The 17,109-nt window shown below is 70.4% G+C and carries 18 protein-coding genes; 4 read left to right on the forward strand and 14 right to left on the reverse strand.

Going from position 1 to position 17,109, the window contains the following annotated elements:
• Positions 1–100: 100 nt before the first annotated feature.
• Genes ACWD3I_RS20350 through ACWD3I_RS20370 form a run of 5 tightly spaced genes read right to left on the reverse strand, consistent with a single transcriptional unit; the run spans position 101 to position 5,126 of the window.
• Positions 101–1,012: a LysR family transcriptional regulator gene (locus tag ACWD3I_RS20350; protein WP_365404307.1), complete on the reverse strand. Its 912-nt coding sequence runs from the start codon at positions 1,010–1,012 to the stop codon at positions 101–103.
• 50 nt (positions 1,013–1,062) lie between these two features.
• Positions 1,063–2,016 (reverse strand): sugar ABC transporter substrate-binding protein, encoded by a 954-nt coding sequence (locus ACWD3I_RS20355; protein ID WP_365404304.1) that lies wholly within the window; start codon positions 2,014–2,016, stop codon positions 1,063–1,065.
• Between the two features lie 28 nt (positions 2,017–2,044).
• A complete protein-coding gene (locus tag ACWD3I_RS20360; protein WP_365404302.1) occupies positions 2,045–3,037 on the reverse strand; it encodes an ABC transporter permease in 993 nt (330 codons plus the stop codon).
• A complete protein-coding gene (locus ACWD3I_RS20365; protein ID WP_365404299.1) occupies positions 3,034–4,542 on the reverse strand; it encodes a sugar ABC transporter ATP-binding protein in 1,509 nt (502 codons plus the stop codon). Before ACWD3I_RS20365 ends, ACWD3I_RS20360 begins: the two co-directional genes overlap by 4 nt.
• 20 nt (positions 4,543–4,562) lie before the next feature.
• Entirely contained in the window at positions 4,563–5,126 is a 564-nt protein-coding gene (locus ACWD3I_RS20370; protein ID WP_365404296.1) for a carboxymuconolactone decarboxylase family protein, read from the reverse strand.
• Positions 5,127–5,360: 234 nt separating this feature from the next.
• Between ACWD3I_RS20370 and ACWD3I_RS20375 the strand changes: the two genes are divergently transcribed.
• Both ACWD3I_RS20375 and ACWD3I_RS20380 read left to right on the forward strand, forming a co-directional pair.
• Positions 5,361–5,771 carry a cupin domain-containing protein gene (locus ACWD3I_RS20375; protein ID WP_365404293.1) on the forward strand — a complete coding sequence of 137 codons (411 nt, stop codon included), beginning with the start codon at positions 5,361–5,363 and terminating at the stop codon, positions 5,769–5,771.
• Positions 5,772–5,792: 21 nt separating this feature from the next.
• Entirely contained in the window at positions 5,793–6,536 is a 744-nt protein-coding gene (locus ACWD3I_RS20380) for an MBL fold metallo-hydrolase (RefSeq protein WP_365404290.1), read from the forward strand.
• A 64-nt stretch (positions 6,537–6,600) separates the two neighbouring features.
• On the opposite strand, the gene ACWD3I_RS20385 is transcribed toward ACWD3I_RS20380, so the two are convergent.
• The 7 genes from ACWD3I_RS20385 to ACWD3I_RS20415 form a co-directional block, all read right to left on the reverse strand.
• On the reverse strand, positions 6,601–7,935 hold the full coding sequence (locus tag ACWD3I_RS20385) for an MFS transporter (RefSeq protein ID WP_365404287.1): 1,335 nt from the start codon (positions 7,933–7,935) through the stop codon (positions 6,601–6,603).
• A gap of 114 nt (positions 7,936–8,049) precedes the next feature.
• Positions 8,050–9,000, reverse strand: a complete 951-nt coding sequence (locus tag ACWD3I_RS20390) for a catechol 2,3-dioxygenase (protein WP_365404284.1) — start codon at positions 8,998–9,000, stop codon at positions 8,050–8,052.
• Complete coding sequence (locus tag ACWD3I_RS20395; protein WP_365404382.1) at positions 8,997–10,055, reverse strand: 4-oxalomesaconate tautomerase; 1,059 nt, start codon at positions 10,053–10,055, stop codon at positions 8,997–8,999. Before ACWD3I_RS20395 ends, ACWD3I_RS20390 begins: the two co-directional genes overlap by 4 nt.
• 32 nt (positions 10,056–10,087) lie before the next feature.
• A complete protein-coding gene (locus ACWD3I_RS20400) occupies positions 10,088–10,792 on the reverse strand; it encodes a 4-carboxy-4-hydroxy-2-oxoadipate aldolase/oxaloacetate decarboxylase (RefSeq protein ID WP_365404281.1) in 705 nt (234 codons plus the stop codon).
• Between the two features lie 2 nt (positions 10,793–10,794).
• Positions 10,795–11,544: a PIG-L deacetylase family protein gene (locus ACWD3I_RS20405; RefSeq protein WP_365404278.1), complete on the reverse strand. Its 750-nt coding sequence runs from the start codon at positions 11,542–11,544 to the stop codon at positions 10,795–10,797.
• Between the two features lie 49 nt (positions 11,545–11,593).
• A complete protein-coding gene (locus ACWD3I_RS20410) occupies positions 11,594–12,244 on the reverse strand; it encodes a GntR family transcriptional regulator (protein ID WP_365404276.1) in 651 nt (216 codons plus the stop codon).
• A 108-nt stretch (positions 12,245–12,352) separates the two neighbouring features.
• A complete protein-coding gene (locus ACWD3I_RS20415; RefSeq protein WP_365404273.1) occupies positions 12,353–13,207 on the reverse strand; it encodes a LysR family transcriptional regulator in 855 nt (284 codons plus the stop codon).
• 68 nt (positions 13,208–13,275) lie between these two features.
• Between ACWD3I_RS20415 and ACWD3I_RS20420 the strand changes: the two genes are divergently transcribed.
• The gene (locus ACWD3I_RS20420) at positions 13,276–14,304 is read left to right on the forward strand and encodes an EamA family transporter (protein WP_451084129.1); all 1,029 of its coding nucleotides are present in this window, start codon (positions 13,276–13,278) and stop codon (positions 14,302–14,304) included.
• 146 nt (positions 14,305–14,450) lie between these two features.
• Here ACWD3I_RS20420 and ACWD3I_RS20425 read toward each other — a convergent pair whose 3' ends face one another.
• Together ACWD3I_RS20425 and ACWD3I_RS20430 are read right to left on the reverse strand one after the other, a co-directional pair.
• Positions 14,451–15,158, reverse strand: a complete 708-nt coding sequence (locus ACWD3I_RS20425) for a response regulator transcription factor (protein ID WP_365404270.1) — start codon at positions 15,156–15,158, stop codon at positions 14,451–14,453.
• A gap of 36 nt (positions 15,159–15,194) precedes the next feature.
• Positions 15,195–15,686, reverse strand: coding sequence for a MarR family winged helix-turn-helix transcriptional regulator (locus ACWD3I_RS20430; protein WP_365404267.1), 492 nt, complete (start codon positions 15,684–15,686; stop codon positions 15,195–15,197).
• 364 nt (positions 15,687–16,050) lie between these two features.
• Between ACWD3I_RS20430 and ACWD3I_RS20435 the strand changes: the two genes are divergently transcribed.
• Positions 16,051–17,091, forward strand: a complete 1,041-nt coding sequence (locus ACWD3I_RS20435; protein ID WP_365404264.1) for a zinc-dependent alcohol dehydrogenase — start codon at positions 16,051–16,053, stop codon at positions 17,089–17,091.
• Positions 17,092–17,109 lie beyond the last annotated feature (18 nt).

Here is a 17,109-nt window from a genome sequence, read left to right on the forward strand (position 1 = left end):
TCCGGGTCGCCTCGTGAGCGTAGATTTCTCCGCTCGGCGGCCTCAATGGCCCGAGCCGCACGAGGTGCGCAATCGTTTCTTGCGAGGTCGGCCGGATCGTCTACGGCCGGAGCGCGGGAATGGGGTTCTGCGAGAACCACTCGGCGAGGAAGTCCAGGAAGACACTGACCTTGCGCGGGGTGTCCTGCCCGGGGCCGTAGATCGCGTACAGGGGGCGGTCCGGGACCGCCAGCTCCGGCAGCAGGACCTGGAGCGCGCCCAGGACGAGGTCGTCGTAGACCGGGCGCTGCGGCAGCAGGGCGATGCCCCGGCCGTGCACGGCCGCCTTCTGCAGGGCGATGTAGGAGTTGGAGGAGAACGCGATGTTGCGGATCTTGTGCAGGGTGCTCGCATGACCGTGGCCGATGCGCCAGACCGGGTCGTTCACATGGACCAGACAGTCGTGGCCCGCGAGGTCGTTGGGGTGGGCGAGCTCGCCGTGCCGCTCGATGTACGCCTTGGAGGCGCACAGGACGAACGGCAGGGAGGCGATCTTCTTGAGCCGGACGCTGGAGTCGCGCAGATCCCGGGTGTGGAAGGCGACGTCGAATCCGCTGTCGAGGAAGTCGTAGGTGCGGTCGGACATTCCGCCGAGTTCGAAACGGACCTGGATCTTGGGATGCGCCGCGGAAAAGGCGGCTATCGCGTCACCGAGATCCAGGCTGCCTATCCATTTCGGGCAGATGACACTGAGCGTGCCTTCGGCCCGGTCGTGGAGATGGGCGATACCGGCGTCCTCGGCCTCGATCTCCTCCAATATGCGGGCGGAGAATTCCGCGTACCGCTGCCCCGGCTCGGTGAGGCTCACCGAGCGAGCCGTCCGATTGACGAGACGTACTCCGACCTGCCGTTCCAGTTCCGCGACGTGCCGTGACACCAGCGAGCCGGAAGAGCCCAGCTTCTTGGCGGCTCCGCTGAAGCTGCCGATGTGCGCGACGGTGACGAAGCTGTGCATGAGGAGCAAGCGATCCATTTTTCCTCCGGGGCCCTTCCGTTCGCGGCGTCGGGAACGGGGGGTTGCTGTTACTGGGGGCAGTACTGAGGCGCTTCGCTCACGTTGTCCCTGGTGACCAAGACAAGGGGAATGTTGGCAATCTTGTCAACCTTCTTGTCACCGAGCAGACCGACCGTGTTCCGCACCGCCGTCTCGCCGATCGACATGGCCGAGTTGGCCACGGTGGCGGAGAGCGTGCCCGCCTTCACCGCCGCGATGCCGTCCTCGGTGCCGTTGACGGTGACGATCTTGACGTCCTCGGCGCCGGCCGCGTCGAAGGCCTTGCGGACGGCGAAGGCCATCTCCTCGTTAGCGACGAAGGCGTAGTCGAGGTCGGGGTGGGCCTGGATCATGTTCTCGGCGACTTCCTGCGCCTTGGTCGGGTTGAACATGCCGGGCTGGTTCGCGACGACCTTCGCGGTGGCCGGCAGGGCGCCCTTGAAACCGCCGACGAGCAGTTCGGAGGCGGCGCCCGGGGCACCCGCGACAATGCCGACGTTCACCTGCTTGCCGGCCGCGTCCTTCTCGATCCACCCCGCGTCCAGGGCACCGGCCTTCTTGAGGTCGACGACCGCCGCGCCGAGGATGTCGTCCACCTCGCTGGTGGCCACGGAGGTCAGATAGATCGGGATGCCCGCGGCCTTGGCCTTCGCTATGTCGCCCTTGAGCGCGTCGACGTTGACCGTCTGCACGATCAGCGCGCTCACGTTGCGGGAGATCATGTCCTCGATGTTGGACAGCTCGGTCCCGGCGTTCTGGTGGGAGTTGGCCGTGAAGACCTCCGCCCCCTCCGTCTTCGCGGTCGCCTCGACGGACTTCTGCAGACACGAATGGAAGTGCGTGTCACCGCCGTTGACGAAACCGAGGGAGAGTTCTTCAGTGCCTCCCGCACTGTCGTCATCGGTGCCGCAACCGCTCAGCACGAGCGTGCTGGTGGCGACCGCGGCGAACAGGGCCCGGCGGGAACGGGTGGACAGTCTCATGGTGAAGCGCCTTTCTCTACAAGGGAGTTCAGTGCCGTGCGGAGCGGGCCTTCTGCACTTCGTTGGCGACGGCCGCGATCAACAGCACCGCGCCGACCGAGACCGGCTGCCAGTTGGCGGAGATCTGCACGAGGTTGAGGGCGTTGGCCACCACGCCGAGGAGGATCACCCCGAGTGCGGTGCCGAGGATCGTGCCGTGGCCGCCGGCCAGCGAGGTGCCGCCGATGACGACCGCGGCGACGGCGGTGAGCTGGATCGCGAGGCCGCCGGCACCGGGGCTGCTGGAGCCCAGCCGGGACAGCGTCATCAGGCCGGCCAGCCCGGAGAGGGCGCCGGTCATGGCGTACAGCGTGAGTTTGCGGGCGGTGACGTTGATGCCGCTGAGCCGGGCGACGTGCTCGTTGCCGCCGATCGCGAAGGCGTCCCGGCCGAACACGGTGAACCGCATGACCAGGGCCGTCGCGACCATCACGAGGACCGCCACGATCAGCAGATACGGCACCCCGGCGACCTTCTCGTTGCCGAGCGCGAACATCCGGGTGCCGATGGAGACGGTCTGCCCGTCGAGGACCAGCAGACAGACGCCGTCCAGCAGGGTGGCCGTCGCCAGGGTGACCACGAAGGGCGCCACCGTGGTGAACGTCGCCACCACCCCGTTGACCAGCCCGATGAGGATGCCCAGGACGACGGCGGCCACCACCGTGAGCCAGGTCGACCAGCCGTGCGACAGCATCTGGGCCGCCACCGCCGCGGTGACGACGACGATGCTGCCCATGGAGAAGTCCATGCCGCCCGCGGTCATCAGCAGCGTGAGGCCGGCGGCGATCACGGCGTTGATGCTGACCTGGCGCAGGATGTTGATGATGTTGGTGTCGGTGGTGAACGTGTCGGTCTGCAAGGCAGTGGCGACCACGACGATCACCAGGACCGCTGTCAGTCCCGAGTGCGGGATGCCGCGCAGCGAGAACCCGGTCCTCTCCTGCCGCGCCTCGGGGGCATCGGGAAGTGTCTTGACGCTCACTGCGGTTGTCCTCCGAGAGCGGTGGCGACGAGTTCGTCGCGGGTGATGGCGGTGATGTCGTGCTCGGCGACCGTGCGGCCGGCGCTGACGACGACGACCCGGTCGGCGAGCCGCATGACCTCCTCGGCCGAGGAGGAGGCGAGGAGTACGGCCACCCCGCGCGCGGCGAGGTCGTCGACGAGGGTGTGGATGTCGGCCATGGCGGCGACGTCCACTCCGTTGGTGGGGTCCTCCAGGAAGCAGGCGACCGGCTCGGTGTCCAGCCACTTGCCGAGCAGGACCTTCTGCTGGTTGCCGCCCGACAGCGCGCCCACCGGCGGGTTCCCGCTCAGGGCGCGCACCCCGTAGGCCCGGCGCAGCGGTGCCGCGCGGCGGGCCAGGGCGGCGCGCAGGTGCAGGCGCCGGCGGGCGAAGCGGTCGTCGGCCAGCATCAGGTTCTCGTCGACGGTGAGCTCCGGGACCAGGCCGAGGCTGCGGCGGTCGCCGGTGACACAGCGCAGCCCGCTGGAGAGCGAGGCGCCGATGCGGCCGAAGCCGACCCTTCTGCCGTCGACGGCCAGTTCGCCGGTGTCGGGACGCTGCCGCCCGGAGAGCAGGTCGAACAGCCGGGACTGCGCGTCCCCGGCGGGGCCGAGCACGGCGACGATCTCGCCCTTGCGCACCTCGACGGTGAAGTCCTCGATGGCCCGGCCCCGGCTCAGTCCGCGCACGGCGAGGCCGATCTCGTCCTTCGCGGCAGGGCGTTCGGGGCGCTGTGAGACGACGTCCCGTCCGACCATGCTGCGGACCAGGCCGGCCGGGTCCGTCTCGGTCGCCGGGGCGCTGGTGACGACCGCGCCGTCACGCAGGACGGTGAGCCGGTCGGCGACGGCCATGACCTCGTCGATGTAGTGCGAGATGTAGACGACGGCGACGCCCTCGTCCCGCAGGGTGCGCACCAGCGCGCGGATCCGGCCCGCGTCCCTGGCGCTGAGGCAGGCGGTCGGCTCGTCGAGGATCAGGATCCGGCCGCCGCGGCGGACCTCGCGCGCCACCTCGACCATGGTCTGCTCGGCGACGGTGAGCGAGCCCGCGGTCCGCGCCACGTCGATGTCGATGTCGAGCCCTTTCAGGGCCGCGTGCGCCTGGGTCCTGACCGACCCCCAGCGCACGGCGCCGCCCCGGGTGGGCAGGTCGCCGAGCATGATGTTCTCGGCGACCGTCAGTCCCATGGCCAGTTCGCGGCGCTGCGGCACCGAGGCGATGCCGAGGCCCCGCGCCTTGCGCACCGTCAGCCCGTGGTGGCTGTGTCCGTCGACCTCGACGGTGCCGCCGTCGGGCTGGTGGACGCCCGAGAGGACCTGCACCAGCGTGGACTTGCCGGCGCCGTTCATGCCCATCAGCGCGTGGATCTCGCCCGGGTACAGGTCGAGGTCGACGCCTTTGAGGGCGGCCGCTCCGCCGAAGCTCTTGGTGACGCCGCGTACCCGCAGGACGGCGCGGGCCGTGGGAGTCGTAGCGCTCACGGCTGTCTCTCCCGGGGAGGTCACGGCTGCGGCTCGTCGCCGTCGGCGGGCACGCGCCCGTAGCCGCGGATGTCCGGGAACGGGGGCTCCTTGTCGGCCTGGAGGTCCACCTGGAAGGTGTTCAGGCACATGCCGAGCATCGTGAAGTTGCCGAGCGCGCCGATGGTGTCGACCAGACCCTTGGAGCCGAAGTGCCCGAGCGCCCGGGCGAAGGTCTCGTCGGTGACGAAGTGCTCCTCCAGGATCTCCCGGCAGAACTGGTAGAAGGCCTGGTCGGCCTCGTTGTCGAAGACCGCCTCGCGCTTCTCGGCGACGGCCTTCACGGCGGCCTCCGGGATGCCGGCCTCGATCGCCTGGTGCACATGCGCGTTCCAGGAGTACTGGGCGTCCCAGTTCCGGGCGGCCATCAGCAGCGTGAGCTCGCGCAGGTGCCTGGGCAGGGAGCAGTCGAAGCGGGCGAAGGCACCGAGCGATTCGGCCCGTTCGCACATCTCCGGGCTGTGCAGCCAGACCCGGAAGGGACCGCGGACGGCGCCGCGGCGGCCGGCGATACGGGCGGCCAGCTCCTGCTGCCGCTGGTCCATTTCCTCTTCGTGGAGAACGGGGAGCCTCATCTGGCCGATACCTGCCTTTTCTTTCCGGCGCGTTTCCGTCACGGATCCAAGAGCCGTGCGATGCGAGCCGACGGTACAGCCGTGTCCGAGAAGCTCACCCCTCCCGAAACGCAAGGTAAAACTGCACGTTGGAGGGCATCCGTTCACGGGCGCGCGACCTACCGTCGTTCAGCGCATCACCCTGATACGGAGAGGAATTTCCGGATGACCACGATCATCAAGGTCGCGTCCGTACCGCCGCTCGACCGGGGCGGAGCCGTCGTGACGACACCGCTGATCACCACGCCGTCGGCCGGCGGGGAGAACCGGATCACCAGCGGGATGAGCGTCTATCCGGTCGGCTCCGGGGCCCCGTTGCACTCGCACAACTGCGACGAGCACGTGACGGTCCTCGAGGGCGAGGCGGAGGTGTGGGTCGACGGCGAGGTGACCAGGCTGGAGCGGTTCGACACCACCTATGTCCCGTCACCGGTCCCCCATCTGTTCCGCAACATCGGGGACACCCCGCTGCGCATCCTGTGGGTGTACTCGTCCGGCCATGTCACGCGGACGTTCACCGAGACGGGCAGGACGGTGGAGCACCTTTCCGCCGAGGACCGGATGGGCAAGGACTGAGCCGAACTAAGCTCCTGGGCCATGCGATTGACAGTTCTCGGCGGCTGCGGCGCCTGGCCCACCGCCACTCAGGCATGCAGCGGCTACGTGGTCGAGCACGACGGTTTCCGCCTGCTCGTCGACCCCGGATACGCAACGCTGCCGCGCCTGTTGACGCACCTCACCGTCGACGCCGTGGACGCCGTCCTGGTCAGCCACGGCCACCCCGACCACTGCGCCGACCTCAACCCCCTGCTCCGCGCACGGGGGTTGAGCGACGACCCGCCGCCCGCGTTGCCGGTGCACGCCCCCCACGGGGCACTCGACGCCGTCCTCGCCCTCGACAAGCCGGGCATGCTCGCCGCCGCGTACCGTCTCCACGAGTTTCCTCCCGGCGACCGGCTGAGGATCGGCCCCTTCACCGTCGGAACCCGGCTCCTGCCGCACTTCGTGCCCAACGCAGGCCTCCGGATCAGCACTCCGGACGCCGTGCTCGTCTACACCGGCGACACCGGGCCGAGCGAGGACATCCCGCGCCTCGCCGAGGGTGCGGATCTCTTCCTGTCCGAGGCGACGTACGTCCACCGGGTCCCGTCGCCCGGCGACGCCCCGTATCTGCTGACCGCGCGACTGGCGGGCCGGTACGCCCGACAGGCGGGTGCGGCACGGCTGTTGCTCACCCATCTGTGGCCGGGCACCGACACGGGGGCGGCTCTGGAAGCGGCCGGTGAAGCCTTCGCCGGCTCCCTCGGCATCGCCGCCCCGGACCTCGTCGTGGACCTCTGACACGCCGGAAGCCGGCCCCCGCAGCGCATGCGGTGACCGGCTTCCGTCCTCGCCCCCGACCCGGTCAGTGAGCGCCGACCAGCTCCTGGTCCGCACCGCTCTGCGTGGCCTGCTTGGAGCTGCGCAGTGCGGCGATGCCGATGAAGACCATGGACGACAGTCCGGCGATCGCGAAGGCGGTGAAGCCGAACTCCCCGTTGCCCGCGGCGAGCAGCTGGCCGCCGAGCCACGGGCCGAAGACGGCGCCGAAGCGGCCCATGCCGGAGGTCCAGCCGACGGCGGTGGCACGGCTGTCCGGGGTGGAGCGGATGGACACCGTCGCGTAGATCATCGTCTGGGCGCTGTTGAGGAAGACGCCGGTGAAGAAGACGACGACCGTGGTCACGCCCATCGGCATGTGGACGCTGAGCAGGAACACGCCCGCGGCGGTCAGTGCGAACCAGATCGCCGAGATCCGCGGGGCGCCGAAGCGGTCGGCGGCCCGGCCCGCGACGAGCATGCCCACGATGCCACCGAGGTTGAAGACGACGACGAAGGTCAGCGCGTTGGCGAGCTCGTAGCCCTCGGCGCGCATCAGGGTGGGCAGCCACGTGGCGACGCCGTAGACAAGGAGCAGTCCGCCGAAGGAAGCGAGCCAGTACAGCAGGGTCTGGATCCACTCGCCGCCGCGGAACAGGTTGAGCAGGGAGTTCCAGCGGTCGGCCGCGGCCTGCTTGCCGCCCTTGGCGGCGGGCAGTTCGACGTCGTACCGCTCGGCCAGCGTTCGGGCCTCCTCGGTGCGGCCCTTGGCGACGAGGAAGCTCAGCGACTCGGGCAGGAACCTGGCGAGCACCGGCGCGAAGAGCAGCGGGAGCACGCAGACCCAGAAGGCGGCGCGCCAGCCGACGGGGTCGATGAGCCACTTGGCGACGTAGGCGGAGAGGATGCCGCCGGCGTGGTGGGCGGTCATCAGCATGCCGATGACGATGGCGCCGCGGCCGCGTGGCGCGTAGTCGGAGACCATGCTGATCGCGGTGGGCAGCAGACCGCCGAGGCCGATGCCCGCCAGGGTGCGGCCGAGGCCGAAGACCTCGACGCTGCCGGCCATGGCGCAGACGCCGGAGGCCAGCGAGAAGAGGGTCACGCAGGCGACCATCAGCTTCTTGCGGCCGATGCGGTCGGCGACGGTGCCGGCGGTGAGCGCGCCGATCAGCATCCCGAAGGTGGCGTAGGAGCCGAGGTCGCCGGCCTGGTCGGCGGTGAGGCCGAAGGTCTTCGTCTCCAGCAGGTGCGGCAGCACCGAGCCGTAGATGAACATGTCGAGGCCGTCGAAGAGCACGGCCAGCCAGCACAGGCCGACGACCAGGAAGGCCAGTCTGCTGCCGCGAGCGGACAGGGAGGGGGAGGGGGAGGAAGACATCGTTGGTTACCTCTCGTGCTTGGTGCGCTAGACGCTAAGGAGCCGCCCGCCAAGAGTCAACGTTTTTGTCAACAATCTCATCGACAATCGCTGGCGTGCGGCCCTTTGCCCAGCTCAGGCCACTGGTGGCGTCCCATGGGTGTGGAACGACTCAATGGTCTGCAGACCCCAGGCCTGCCCCTTCTTGCGCTCCTCCTCGGTCCAGGTGATCAGCGGCCAGTCAGGCGCGAGGACGAGCCGCGTGAGCGGGTTGCACAGCTCGATGCGATTGCCGCCCGGCTCGTAGACGTAGAGGAAGAACGTCTGCTGGATGGCGTGCTTGTGCGGGCCCGTCTCGATGAACACACCGCTGTCGATGGCGAGATCGGCCGCGCGCAGGATGTCCTCGCGGGTGTCGGTCGCGAAGGCGATGTGGTGCAGCCGTCCGGCGCTGCCGGTCCAGTCCGAGGTGTAGACGACGTCGTACGACTTGTTCGTGTACGTCAGCCAGCGCGCCGCGATCTTCCCGCTGTCCAGCCGGATCTGCTCGGTGGGCCGGGCGCCGAGGACGTCCTGCTGGAACTCGGCGTTGGCGAGCACATCGGCGGCGAGGAAGTTGATGTGGTCCAACCGCCGTACGCCCACACCCCGGTTGGGTTTGGCCTGCGGCTGGTTCTTCAGCGCGGGCCTGAGCCCCTCGGGGGCCCGGTAGTGCTCGCTCTCCCAGTACAGGGCGTGTTCATGGCCGTCCGGGTCCGTCGTGACGTAGAGCTTGCCGATACCCGGTTCGTCCTCGACCCACTTGCCGGTACGGCCCGCTGCCTCGATCGCTTCGACACGGCGATGGAGAGCCTCCTCGCTGGAGGTGCGCAGGGCGAGCCGGCCGAGGCCGGGCTGTTCGCGGGCGGTGAGGACCAGGCTGTGGTGCTCGTAGTCGTCGAAGGTCCGCAGATGGACGGTGTCGCCGTCCTGTCCGTTGACCGTGAGGCCCAGGTAGTCGGTGAAGAAGCCGACGCTGGCGTCCAGGTCCGGGGTGAACAGCTGGGCGTGGCCGATGTGCGCGATGTCGCCGAGCGGCGGAGTCATCGGTGACCTCCTTGGGGTCGTGCGGCAGCCCTGGGGAAGACGGTGCCGTCGAAGATCTTGCGGGCCGTGCGGACCACGGCCGTGCGGCGGGCGGTGGGAAGGCCTTCGGGGGTGGACCCGAGGCTGCTTTCGATGTCGAGGAATCCGGTGGGATGTTCCATGCGAATCCGGTCGCTGTCGGGATCGAGCTCCGCGAGATCCGCCCCCACACTGCCGTCGATCCGCAGCCCTGCGGCCACACTGGCCGCGCCGAGCACACCGATCGAGGTGTGGCAGCGCACCGGTATGAAGGTGCGGGTGGTGACCGCGCCGCCTTCGCGCGGCGGGGCGAGAAGGGTGAGCTTGGGGACAGTGGTGTCCGAGACGTCGCCGAGGCCCATCAGCCGGCCCGCCGCCAGGCGGATCCGGTGCAGCCGGTCGGCGAGCGTCCGGTCCTCCTCCAGGTCCTTGGGCGACTCGTACCCGGTGACCTTCAGCGAGGTGGCGGCGATCAGCACGGTCGGCATGCCGTTGTCCACGCAGGTCACCTGGACGCCGTCGATCTCGTCGCGGACGCTTCCCGTGGGCAGCAGCTCGCCCGCCCCGGCCGGGAACTCGATGACCACCGGAGCGGCCGTCCCCGGCACTCCGGAGATCTGCGCGTCGCCGGCGTAGTCCACCCGGCCGCCCGGAGTGGGAAAGGTCGCCGTGGCGTGGTCGCCGGAGTTGACCATGCGGATCCGGACGCGGGTGCGTTCCTCCCCCGCCGGGACCAGTCCGCGCTCGACGGCGAAGGGGCCGACACCCGCGAGGATGTTCCCGCAGTTCTGACGGTCGCTCACCTCGGGCCGGTCGACGGCGACCTGGAGGAAGAGATAGTCGACGTCGGCCTGCGGATCGGCGGACGGCGAGACGACGGCCACCTTGCTGGTGAGCGGGTGCGCGCCGCCCAGACCGTCGATCTGCCGCTCGTCGGGACTGCCCATGACGCGCAGCAACAGGTCGTCGCGCAGGGCGGGTTCGGCAGGGAGGTCGGCGGCGAGGAAGTAGGCGCCCCTGGAGGTGCCGCCCCGCATCAGCAGACAGGGCACCTCCTCGGGCACGGAGCTCACGACGACTCCCCCGCGCACTCCTCGTACGACCGGTACTCGACGCCGAGCCGCTTGAGCGTGTCCCGCAACCCGTAGCGGTCCAGGCCGAGTTGGCCGTCGATGAAGGCGGCCCGGGTGGCGGCCTCCTTGGCCTCGCGGGCCTCGGACCGCACAGCCGTCTCCCGGGCGCTCTCACGCGGAACGACCACGACACCGTCGTCGTCGGCGAGGATCACGTCGCCGGGGCGGATCACCTGACCGTCGATGGCGATCGGCACGTTGACCGAGCCTCCGGTGGCCTTGACCGTGCCTTGCGAGGAGACCGCGCGGGACCAGGCGGCGAAGCCCATGTCGCGCAGCTCCTGGGTGTCGCGGATTCCGGTGTTGGTGACGACGCCGCGCACCCCACGCTGCTTCAGGGCGGTCGCGAACAGCTCGCCGAACAGGCCGTCCGTGCACGGCGAGGTGGTGGTGACGACCAGGATGTCGCCCTCGCCGCACTGCTCGACGGCGGCGTGGATCATGAGGTTGTCGCCGGGCCAGCTGAGCACGGTGACGGCCGTACCGGCGACCCGCACACCCTGCTGGACGGGGCGGATCCCCGGACCCAGCAAGCCGGTTCGGCCCATCGCCTCGCTCACCGTCGCCACGCCGTAGCCGGCCAGCGCGTCGACGTCCTTCAGCTCCGCCTTCGGCGGGTTGGTGACAATGACACCGCCCATGGTTATGCCAGCTCCTTCGCGATCTGCGGGTAGGGACGCATGTACGCCTCGGCCATGGTCTTGTGGGCCAGGCCCAGGTTCGGACCGGCGTTGCGCTTGAGCTGGACGCCGCGGCGGACGGCGAGGTCGGTGTAGTAGTCCCACAGGTGCTGCTGGGCCGCGAGGCACTCCATGGCCTTGCGCTTGGTGTCCCAGACCTCGGTGATGTCGAGGAGGACCTCGGGCTTGAAGCCGCTCATCTCGGGCTGATGCGGCTCGAAGAAGAAGACCGGCGGGGCGCCGATGATCTCGCCGGGGCCGGGGTAGCCGATGGCCTGCGCGAGGACACGGGCCTCCAGGGCCATGCGGTTGGCGGCCGGGTGGTCGCCGTTGTAGGGGTCCTCTACGGGGTGGGTGAGCACGACGTCGGGCTGGGTGTCGCGGTAGACCTCGACCAGCCGGTCGGTCAACTCCGGGGTGACCAGCAGCGGGTAGTCGCCGGCGTCGAAGAAGCGGACCTCGGCGCCGAGGGTGGCGGCGGCCCGCTCCGCCTCCTCCCGGCGTATCGCCTTGATCTCGTCCAGCTTCTTGCCCGCACGCCACGCCTTGGCGGACTCGCCGCGCTCACCGAAGGTCAGACAGGCGACGGTGACCTTCTCGCCGCGGGACACCGCCAGGGCGATGGCGCCACCCGCACGCCACACGAAGTCGCCGGCGTGCGCGGTGATGACAAGTGTCGATCGTGGGCTGGCGGGCGCGTTGGCCTCGGACATGCTGAAATCTCCTTGGTGACAGGTGTGCGCCCGCCCCGCGCCACCGTGATCAGTCGCGCAGCGCCTCGATCACGCTGGTGAGGTGGGCGCGGACGGCCGTCTCGGCCGCCTGCGGGTCCCTGGCCCTGATCGCCTCGATCATGGTCAGATGCTCGTTCAGGGATTGCTGCGGGCGCCCCGGACGCAGCGCCAACTGAAAGCGGTGCCGCACCAGTTGGGCGTTGAGCCGCTCCAGCAGTTCCTGCGCGGTCTCCTGGCCGGAGAACTCCCGGATACGGACGTGCAGTTCGTGGTTGAGCTCGGAGTAGGTGACCGGCTCGCCGTCGGCGACGGCCTTGGACATGGCCGTACCGAGGTCGGTGAGTTCGCCCAGCTGCTTGTCGCTCGCCGCGAGCGACGCCTTCGCCGCGCACAGCCCTTCGAGGACCATGCGGCACTCGGTGATGGCGACCGCTTCGTCCACGGTCACCACCCGCACCCGTGAACCACGGTTGCGGATCCGCTCCACGAGCCCCTGGGACTCCAGATCGATGAGTGCCGCGCGGATGCTCGCCCGCGTCACACCGAACTGCTCGGCGAGCTCGTTCTCCACCAGCCGCTGCGCCGGTGCCATCTCGCCGTGCAGGATCGCCTGCCGCAGCTGCGCGAACGCATGCTGTTTGGCCTGCTCCCCGGTGCTCGGACGGGCTTCTTTCGGCATCGTTGCCCTCCCTGAGTGAGTGCCTGTCGAACCTAAATCTAGCCAAACAAGATTGTCAACAATTTTGTCTGCCGTATTGCAGGCATGCTTGTCGTCCATGGTCGCAGCTCAGCCCTCGCGATACAGCGACGTGAGCAGTTCCATCACGGCCTGGGTGGCGGGATGCGGGTCGTCCCGCCACCACGCGAGCCGCACGGCGATCGGCTCGCCGTCGCGCACCGGCCGGTAGACGACACCCGGCCGCGGGTACTGGTTGGCCGTCGATTCCGGCGTCATGCCGACACAGCGACCGGTGGCGATGACGTTCAGCCAGTCGTCGACGTCATGCGTCTCCTCGGTGGCCGGGCGGACCTCCGGCGGCCACAGGTCGGCGGTCGCGGTACCGGTACGCCGGTCGACGAGGAGGACACGTCCCGCCAGGTCGGCCAGCCGGACGGACCGGCGCCGGGCCAGCGGATCGTCGGCGGCCATCGCGCACAGCCGCCGCTCCAGACCGACGATGACCGACTCGAACCGCCGCTCGTCCACGGGCCGGCGCACGACGGCCAGGTCACAGGCGCCCTCCGCGAGACCGGCCGTGGCCGAGTTGACCCGCACCAGGTGCAGATCGGTCTCCGGACGCTCCCGGCTCCAGCGGCGCTGAAAGGCGAGGGTGTGCCGGCCGAGCGCCGACCAGGCGTAGCCCATGCGCAGATGGGCGTGGCCCGAGATGGCGTCCCGGACCAGATCGTCGACCTCGGCGAGCACCCGCCGGGCGTGCGCGAGGACCCGCAGTCCGGTCGGGGTCGGGGTCACCTCGCGCGAGGTGCGCCTCAACAGCCGTACGCCCAGAGCCCGTTCGAAGGAGGCCAGGGTGCGGGAGACGGCCGCCTGGGAGACCCCGAGGGCCAGGGCGGCGTCGGTGAAGGTGCCCTCGTCGACGATCGCGACGAGACAGCGCAGCTGCCGCAGGTCCACATCCATGACTCAAGCGTATAGATCGATCGGGACATGCATTTTGTGCAAACGCCGAGGGCGCGCAGCCTCGACCCATGCAAGAGGCACCCGCACGCCCCGCGGCCACTCCCCTGCCGACCGCCGGGCCGTCCCGGACGAGCCCGACCGGGATCGCCACCATGGTGGGCAGCGGCCTGTCCAACCAGGTCGGTGCCGCGATCGGTTCGCTCGCCTTCCCCGTCATCGGCCCCGTCGGGGTCGTCGCGGTCCGCCAGTACGTCGCGGCGGCCGTCCTCCTCGCCGTCGGCCGGCCCCGGTTCCGGTCGTTCACCTGGAGTCAGTGGTGGCCGGTGCTGCTGCTGGCCGCGGTGTTCGGGACGATGAACCTCTCCCTCTACACCGCCGTCGACCGCGTCGGCCTGGGGCTCGCGGTGACCCTGGAGTTCCTCGGCCCGCTGGCCATCGCCCTTTCGGCCACCCGGCGGCGCGTGGACGTGTGCTGTGCGCTGCTCGCGGTGGCGGGTGTCGTCACGCTGATGCGCCCGCGGCCCTCCAGCGACCATGTCGGCATGGGCCTCGGCCTGCTGGCCGCCGGGTGCTGGGCGGCGTACATCCTCCTCAACCGCACCGTCGGCCGCCGTATCCCCGGAGCGCAGGGCTCGGGTGCCGCGGCGGCGCTGTCCGCACTGACGTTCCTGCCGGTCGGGATCGTCGTCGCCGTGCAGCATCCGCCGACGGCGTGGGCGGTCGGCTGCGCGGTGGTCGCCGGCGTGCTGTCCTCGGCGGTGCCCTGCCTCGCCGACCTGTTCACGCTGCGCCGGGTGCCGGCCCCGGCGTTCGGCCTGTTCATGAGCGTCAACCCGGTCCTGGCGGCCGTGGTCGGGTGGGTCGTCCTGGGACAGCGGCTGGGTTGGCCGGAGTGGGCGGGCATCGCAGCCGTCGTCATGGCGAACGCGCTGAGCATCGGCACATCCCGCAGGACGGCCCCGCGCCCCGTCGGCAGTGCCCCGATCCGCGCCGCCGGTCGCCCGCGGCCCCGTCGCGACCGCCCCCGCCTGCTCGGTGAAGCGGCGTGCCGGCGGGGCCTCTCACCCGTTGGGGACGCCCCGGAAGACGCACCCTGAGCGGCCTTGGCGACATCCGGCGCGACACCGCGCCCCAGAAGGAGCGCGGGGCTCCGTCGAAACGCCGCTCCGCCTCGCGGGCCCGACCAGCCCCACCGGCCCGCAGGTCCGTCCCCGTCCCCGTCCCCGTCCTTCCAGCGGAGCGCTCAGCCTCCGAGCCAGTACCCGAACCCCCGGCGCGTATGGATCAGCGCGGGCCCTTCCTCGTCCACCTTGTGCCGCAGCCGGGAGACGAGCTTCTCGATCGCCTGGTGTCCCCGGAACTCCCCCCACACATGCCGGCTGATCTGCTCCTTCGACAGCACGCGCCCCGCGTTGGCCAGCAGATGGCGCAGCAGCCGGTACTCGGCGGGCGTGAGGTCGAGCGGCCTGGGCCCGCGGCGGGCGCGGCACGTCGTGTCGTCCAGGACCAGATCGCCGTATCCGGGCATCCCGGGACGCGGCGCGGGACATCGGCGGCGCAGCAGTACCTGCGCCCGCGCCAGCACCTCGGGGACGCGTACGGGTTTGATGACGTAGTCCTCCGCGCCCAGGCCGAGTTCGGGCAGGAGCCGGTGCAGGGAGTCGCAGGAGGCCAGGAAGAGCAGTGGGGGCCGGTCCGCGGGGGCCATACGGCGGCCATGGGCGAGGTCCGGCAGGTCGGGCAGGGCGGCGTCCAGGACCACCAGGTCGAACCGCTGCCGGGTGAGCCGTGCCATGCCCTCGGCACCGCTCTCCGCGGTGCCGACCTGGTAGCCGGCCAACTCCAGGGTGGTGGTGAGCAGTTCGGCGTCGCCGGGATCGCCCACGACGACCAGGACGTGCTGTCCGTCGCCGCGGGGTGGTGACGGTTTCTCCAGGAGATGCGCGTACATGGCAAGACCAATCGTGGGGTCCGGACGGCGGTACGGTCAGGCGGAGAGCGGTGGGCCGACAGGGTCCTCGGCATGGTCGGCGAAGTCGTCGACGAGCCGGTGGAAGAGGGCGGCCAGCTGTCGCAGGTCGTCCTCGGACCAGTCGCCCAGGGCCAGTTCGAGATAGCGGCGGCCGACCTCGCGGACACGGCCGACCGCGGCCAGGCCCTCGTCGGTGAGCTGGACGCGCTGGGCCCGGCGGTCCTCCGGGTCCGCGACGCGGATCACATACCCGCCCCGCTCCAACTGCCGCAGTTGGCGGGTGACATGGGAGGCCTCCACGGAGAGCCGGACCGCCAGCACCCCGGGGCGCAGGGGCTCGCTCTCCGCGATGTGCCGCAGAATCGCCACGGCCGCGCGGTCGAGCGGCACCCCGGCCATCGCCATGAGGCGCTCATGCCGTCGGCTCCGCCCGGCCAGGTATGCGACCCGGCTGAGCACTCGCTCGATCTCGGCCAGGGGCGCCGGGGCCGGCGCTTCTGCGGTCATGACGCCACCCTAGAGGTACTTGCCTAACTTAAGCAATGTGAAGTTGGTTGCTTGACTTAAGTAATGCAGCCGTGCTTGCCTAACTCAAGTAAACCGGTCCGCGTGGGACGGAGATGCTCGACCGCTCCCGACCACGCACACCCGGACCGGGGCCGCATTGAGCGGATGCGGCCCCTTGCGCCCGACCCGTGGGGACGGGGTACGGCGCGGTCACCGGGTCCGGCGGACGGGCCACTCCCCCTGCCCGCCGCCGGGCCCGGTGACATCCACGACTCCGGTCGGGTCACCCTTCCGCCCGACCTGTCAGGACTCGCCCGAGTCCGGCAACACCTCTTCGCAGCACCTCCAGAAAGCGAGACTCTCCATGGCCACGATGAAGTCCGTCCTCACCGCCAAGGACAAGGTCGACGTGCGGGACGTCGAGCGCCCCGCCCCCGGCCCCACGGACGCGCTCGTCAGGATGCGCGCCTGCGGGATCTGCGGCACCGACACCTTCTTCCTCCATCTCGGCGGCATGCCGGCCGGTACCGACGGCTCGATGCGGGCGATCCCGCTGGGCCACGAGCCCGCCGGTGAGATCGTCGAGGTCGGCGCCGAGGTCACCGGCGTCAAGGTCGGCGACCGGGTCGTGGTGAACCCGCAGGGCGTGCCCTCGGGGATCATCGGCTGCGGCGGCGCGCACGGCGCCATGAGCCAGTACCTGCTGGTCGAGGGCGTCGAAACTGGCAAGAACGTCACGGTCTTCCCCGACACGGTGCCCTTCGAGGTCGCCTCGCTGAACGAGCCGCTGGCGGTCGCCCGGCACGCCGTCAACCGCTCCGAGGCGAAGCCCGCGGACAAGGTCGTCGTCTTCGGCGCCGGGCCCATCGGACTGGGCGCCGCCATCTGGCTGAAGCTGCGGGGCGTGGGGCACGTCGTGGTCGTCGACATCATCCCCGAGCGCCTGGAGACGGCCCTCGCGGTCGGCGCCGACGCCGTCATCGACTCGGCCACGGAGAACGTCACCGAACGGCTGACGGAGCTGCACGGCCAGGCCGCCAACGCCCTCGGCCAGCCCCGCCCCGGCACCGACATCTACTTCGACGCCGCCGGCGCACCCGCCGTCTTCCAGGCCGTCGTCGACAACGCCAAGTGGCACGCCAAGCTGGTCATGGTCGCCGTACAGAAGAAGTCCGACGCCATCGACCTCGGCGGGATGCTGCGCAGCGAGCTGACACTGATCGCCTCGCAGGGCTATCCGACCGAGATCTTCGAGGTCACGCCCGAACTCGTCGAGCACCACGAGCGATTCGCCCGGCTGATCAGCCACCGGGTGCCGTTCGGCGAGGTCGAGCGGGCCTTCGAGCTGGCGCTGACGCCGGGGGCCGCGGAGAAGGTTGTCGTCACGTTCGACGACGAGGCCTGAACGCTCCGTCGGTAGCGC

The sequence above is a fragment of the Streptomyces sp. NPDC002817 genome, assembly GCF_053592055.1.

Bases quoted from the DNA above. Each gene is read 5' to 3' on its own strand.
- ACWD3I_RS20350 (WP_365404307.1), bottom strand. From the start codon at position 1,012: ATGGATCGCTTGCTCCTCATGCACAGCTTCGTCACCGTCGCGCACATC.
- ACWD3I_RS20355 (WP_365404304.1), bottom strand. From the start codon at position 2,016: ATGAGACTGTCCACCCGTTCCCGCCGGGCCCTGTTCGCCGCGGTCGCC.
- ACWD3I_RS20370 (WP_365404296.1), bottom strand. From the start codon at position 5,126: ATGGACCAGCGGCAGCAGGAGCTGGCCGCCCGTATCGCCGGCCGCCGC.
- ACWD3I_RS20375 (WP_365404293.1), top strand. From the start codon at position 5,361: ATGACCACGATCATCAAGGTCGCGTCCGTACCGCCGCTCGACCGGGGC.
- ACWD3I_RS20380 (WP_365404290.1), top strand. From the start codon at position 5,793: ATGCGATTGACAGTTCTCGGCGGCTGCGGCGCCTGGCCCACCGCCACT.
- ACWD3I_RS20385 (WP_365404287.1), bottom strand. From the start codon at position 7,935: ATGTCTTCCTCCCCCTCCCCCTCCCTGTCCGCTCGCGGCAGCAGACTG.
- ACWD3I_RS20390 (WP_365404284.1), bottom strand. From the start codon at position 9,000: ATGACTCCGCCGCTCGGCGACATCGCGCACATCGGCCACGCCCAGCTG.
- ACWD3I_RS20395 (WP_365404382.1), bottom strand. From the start codon at position 10,055: ATGCGGGGCGGCACCTCCAGGGGCGCCTACTTCCTCGCCGCCGACCTC.
- ACWD3I_RS20400 (WP_365404281.1), bottom strand. From the start codon at position 10,792: ATGGGCGGTGTCATTGTCACCAACCCGCCGAAGGCGGAGCTGAAGGAC.
- ACWD3I_RS20405 (WP_365404278.1), bottom strand. From the start codon at position 11,544: ATGTCCGAGGCCAACGCGCCCGCCAGCCCACGATCGACACTTGTCATC.
- ACWD3I_RS20410 (WP_365404276.1), bottom strand. From the start codon at position 12,244: ATGCCGAAAGAAGCCCGTCCGAGCACCGGGGAGCAGGCCAAACAGCAT.
- ACWD3I_RS20415 (WP_365404273.1), bottom strand. From the start codon at position 13,207: ATGGATGTGGACCTGCGGCAGCTGCGCTGTCTCGTCGCGATCGTCGAC.
- ACWD3I_RS20420 (WP_451084129.1), top strand. From the start codon at position 13,276: ATGCAAGAGGCACCCGCACGCCCCGCGGCCACTCCCCTGCCGACCGCC.
- ACWD3I_RS20425 (WP_365404270.1), bottom strand. From the start codon at position 15,158: ATGTACGCGCATCTCCTGGAGAAACCGTCACCACCCCGCGGCGACGGA.
- ACWD3I_RS20430 (WP_365404267.1), bottom strand. From the start codon at position 15,686: ATGACCGCAGAAGCGCCGGCCCCGGCGCCCCTGGCCGAGATCGAGCGA.
- ACWD3I_RS20435 (WP_365404264.1), top strand. From the start codon at position 16,051: ATGGCCACGATGAAGTCCGTCCTCACCGCCAAGGACAAGGTCGACGTG.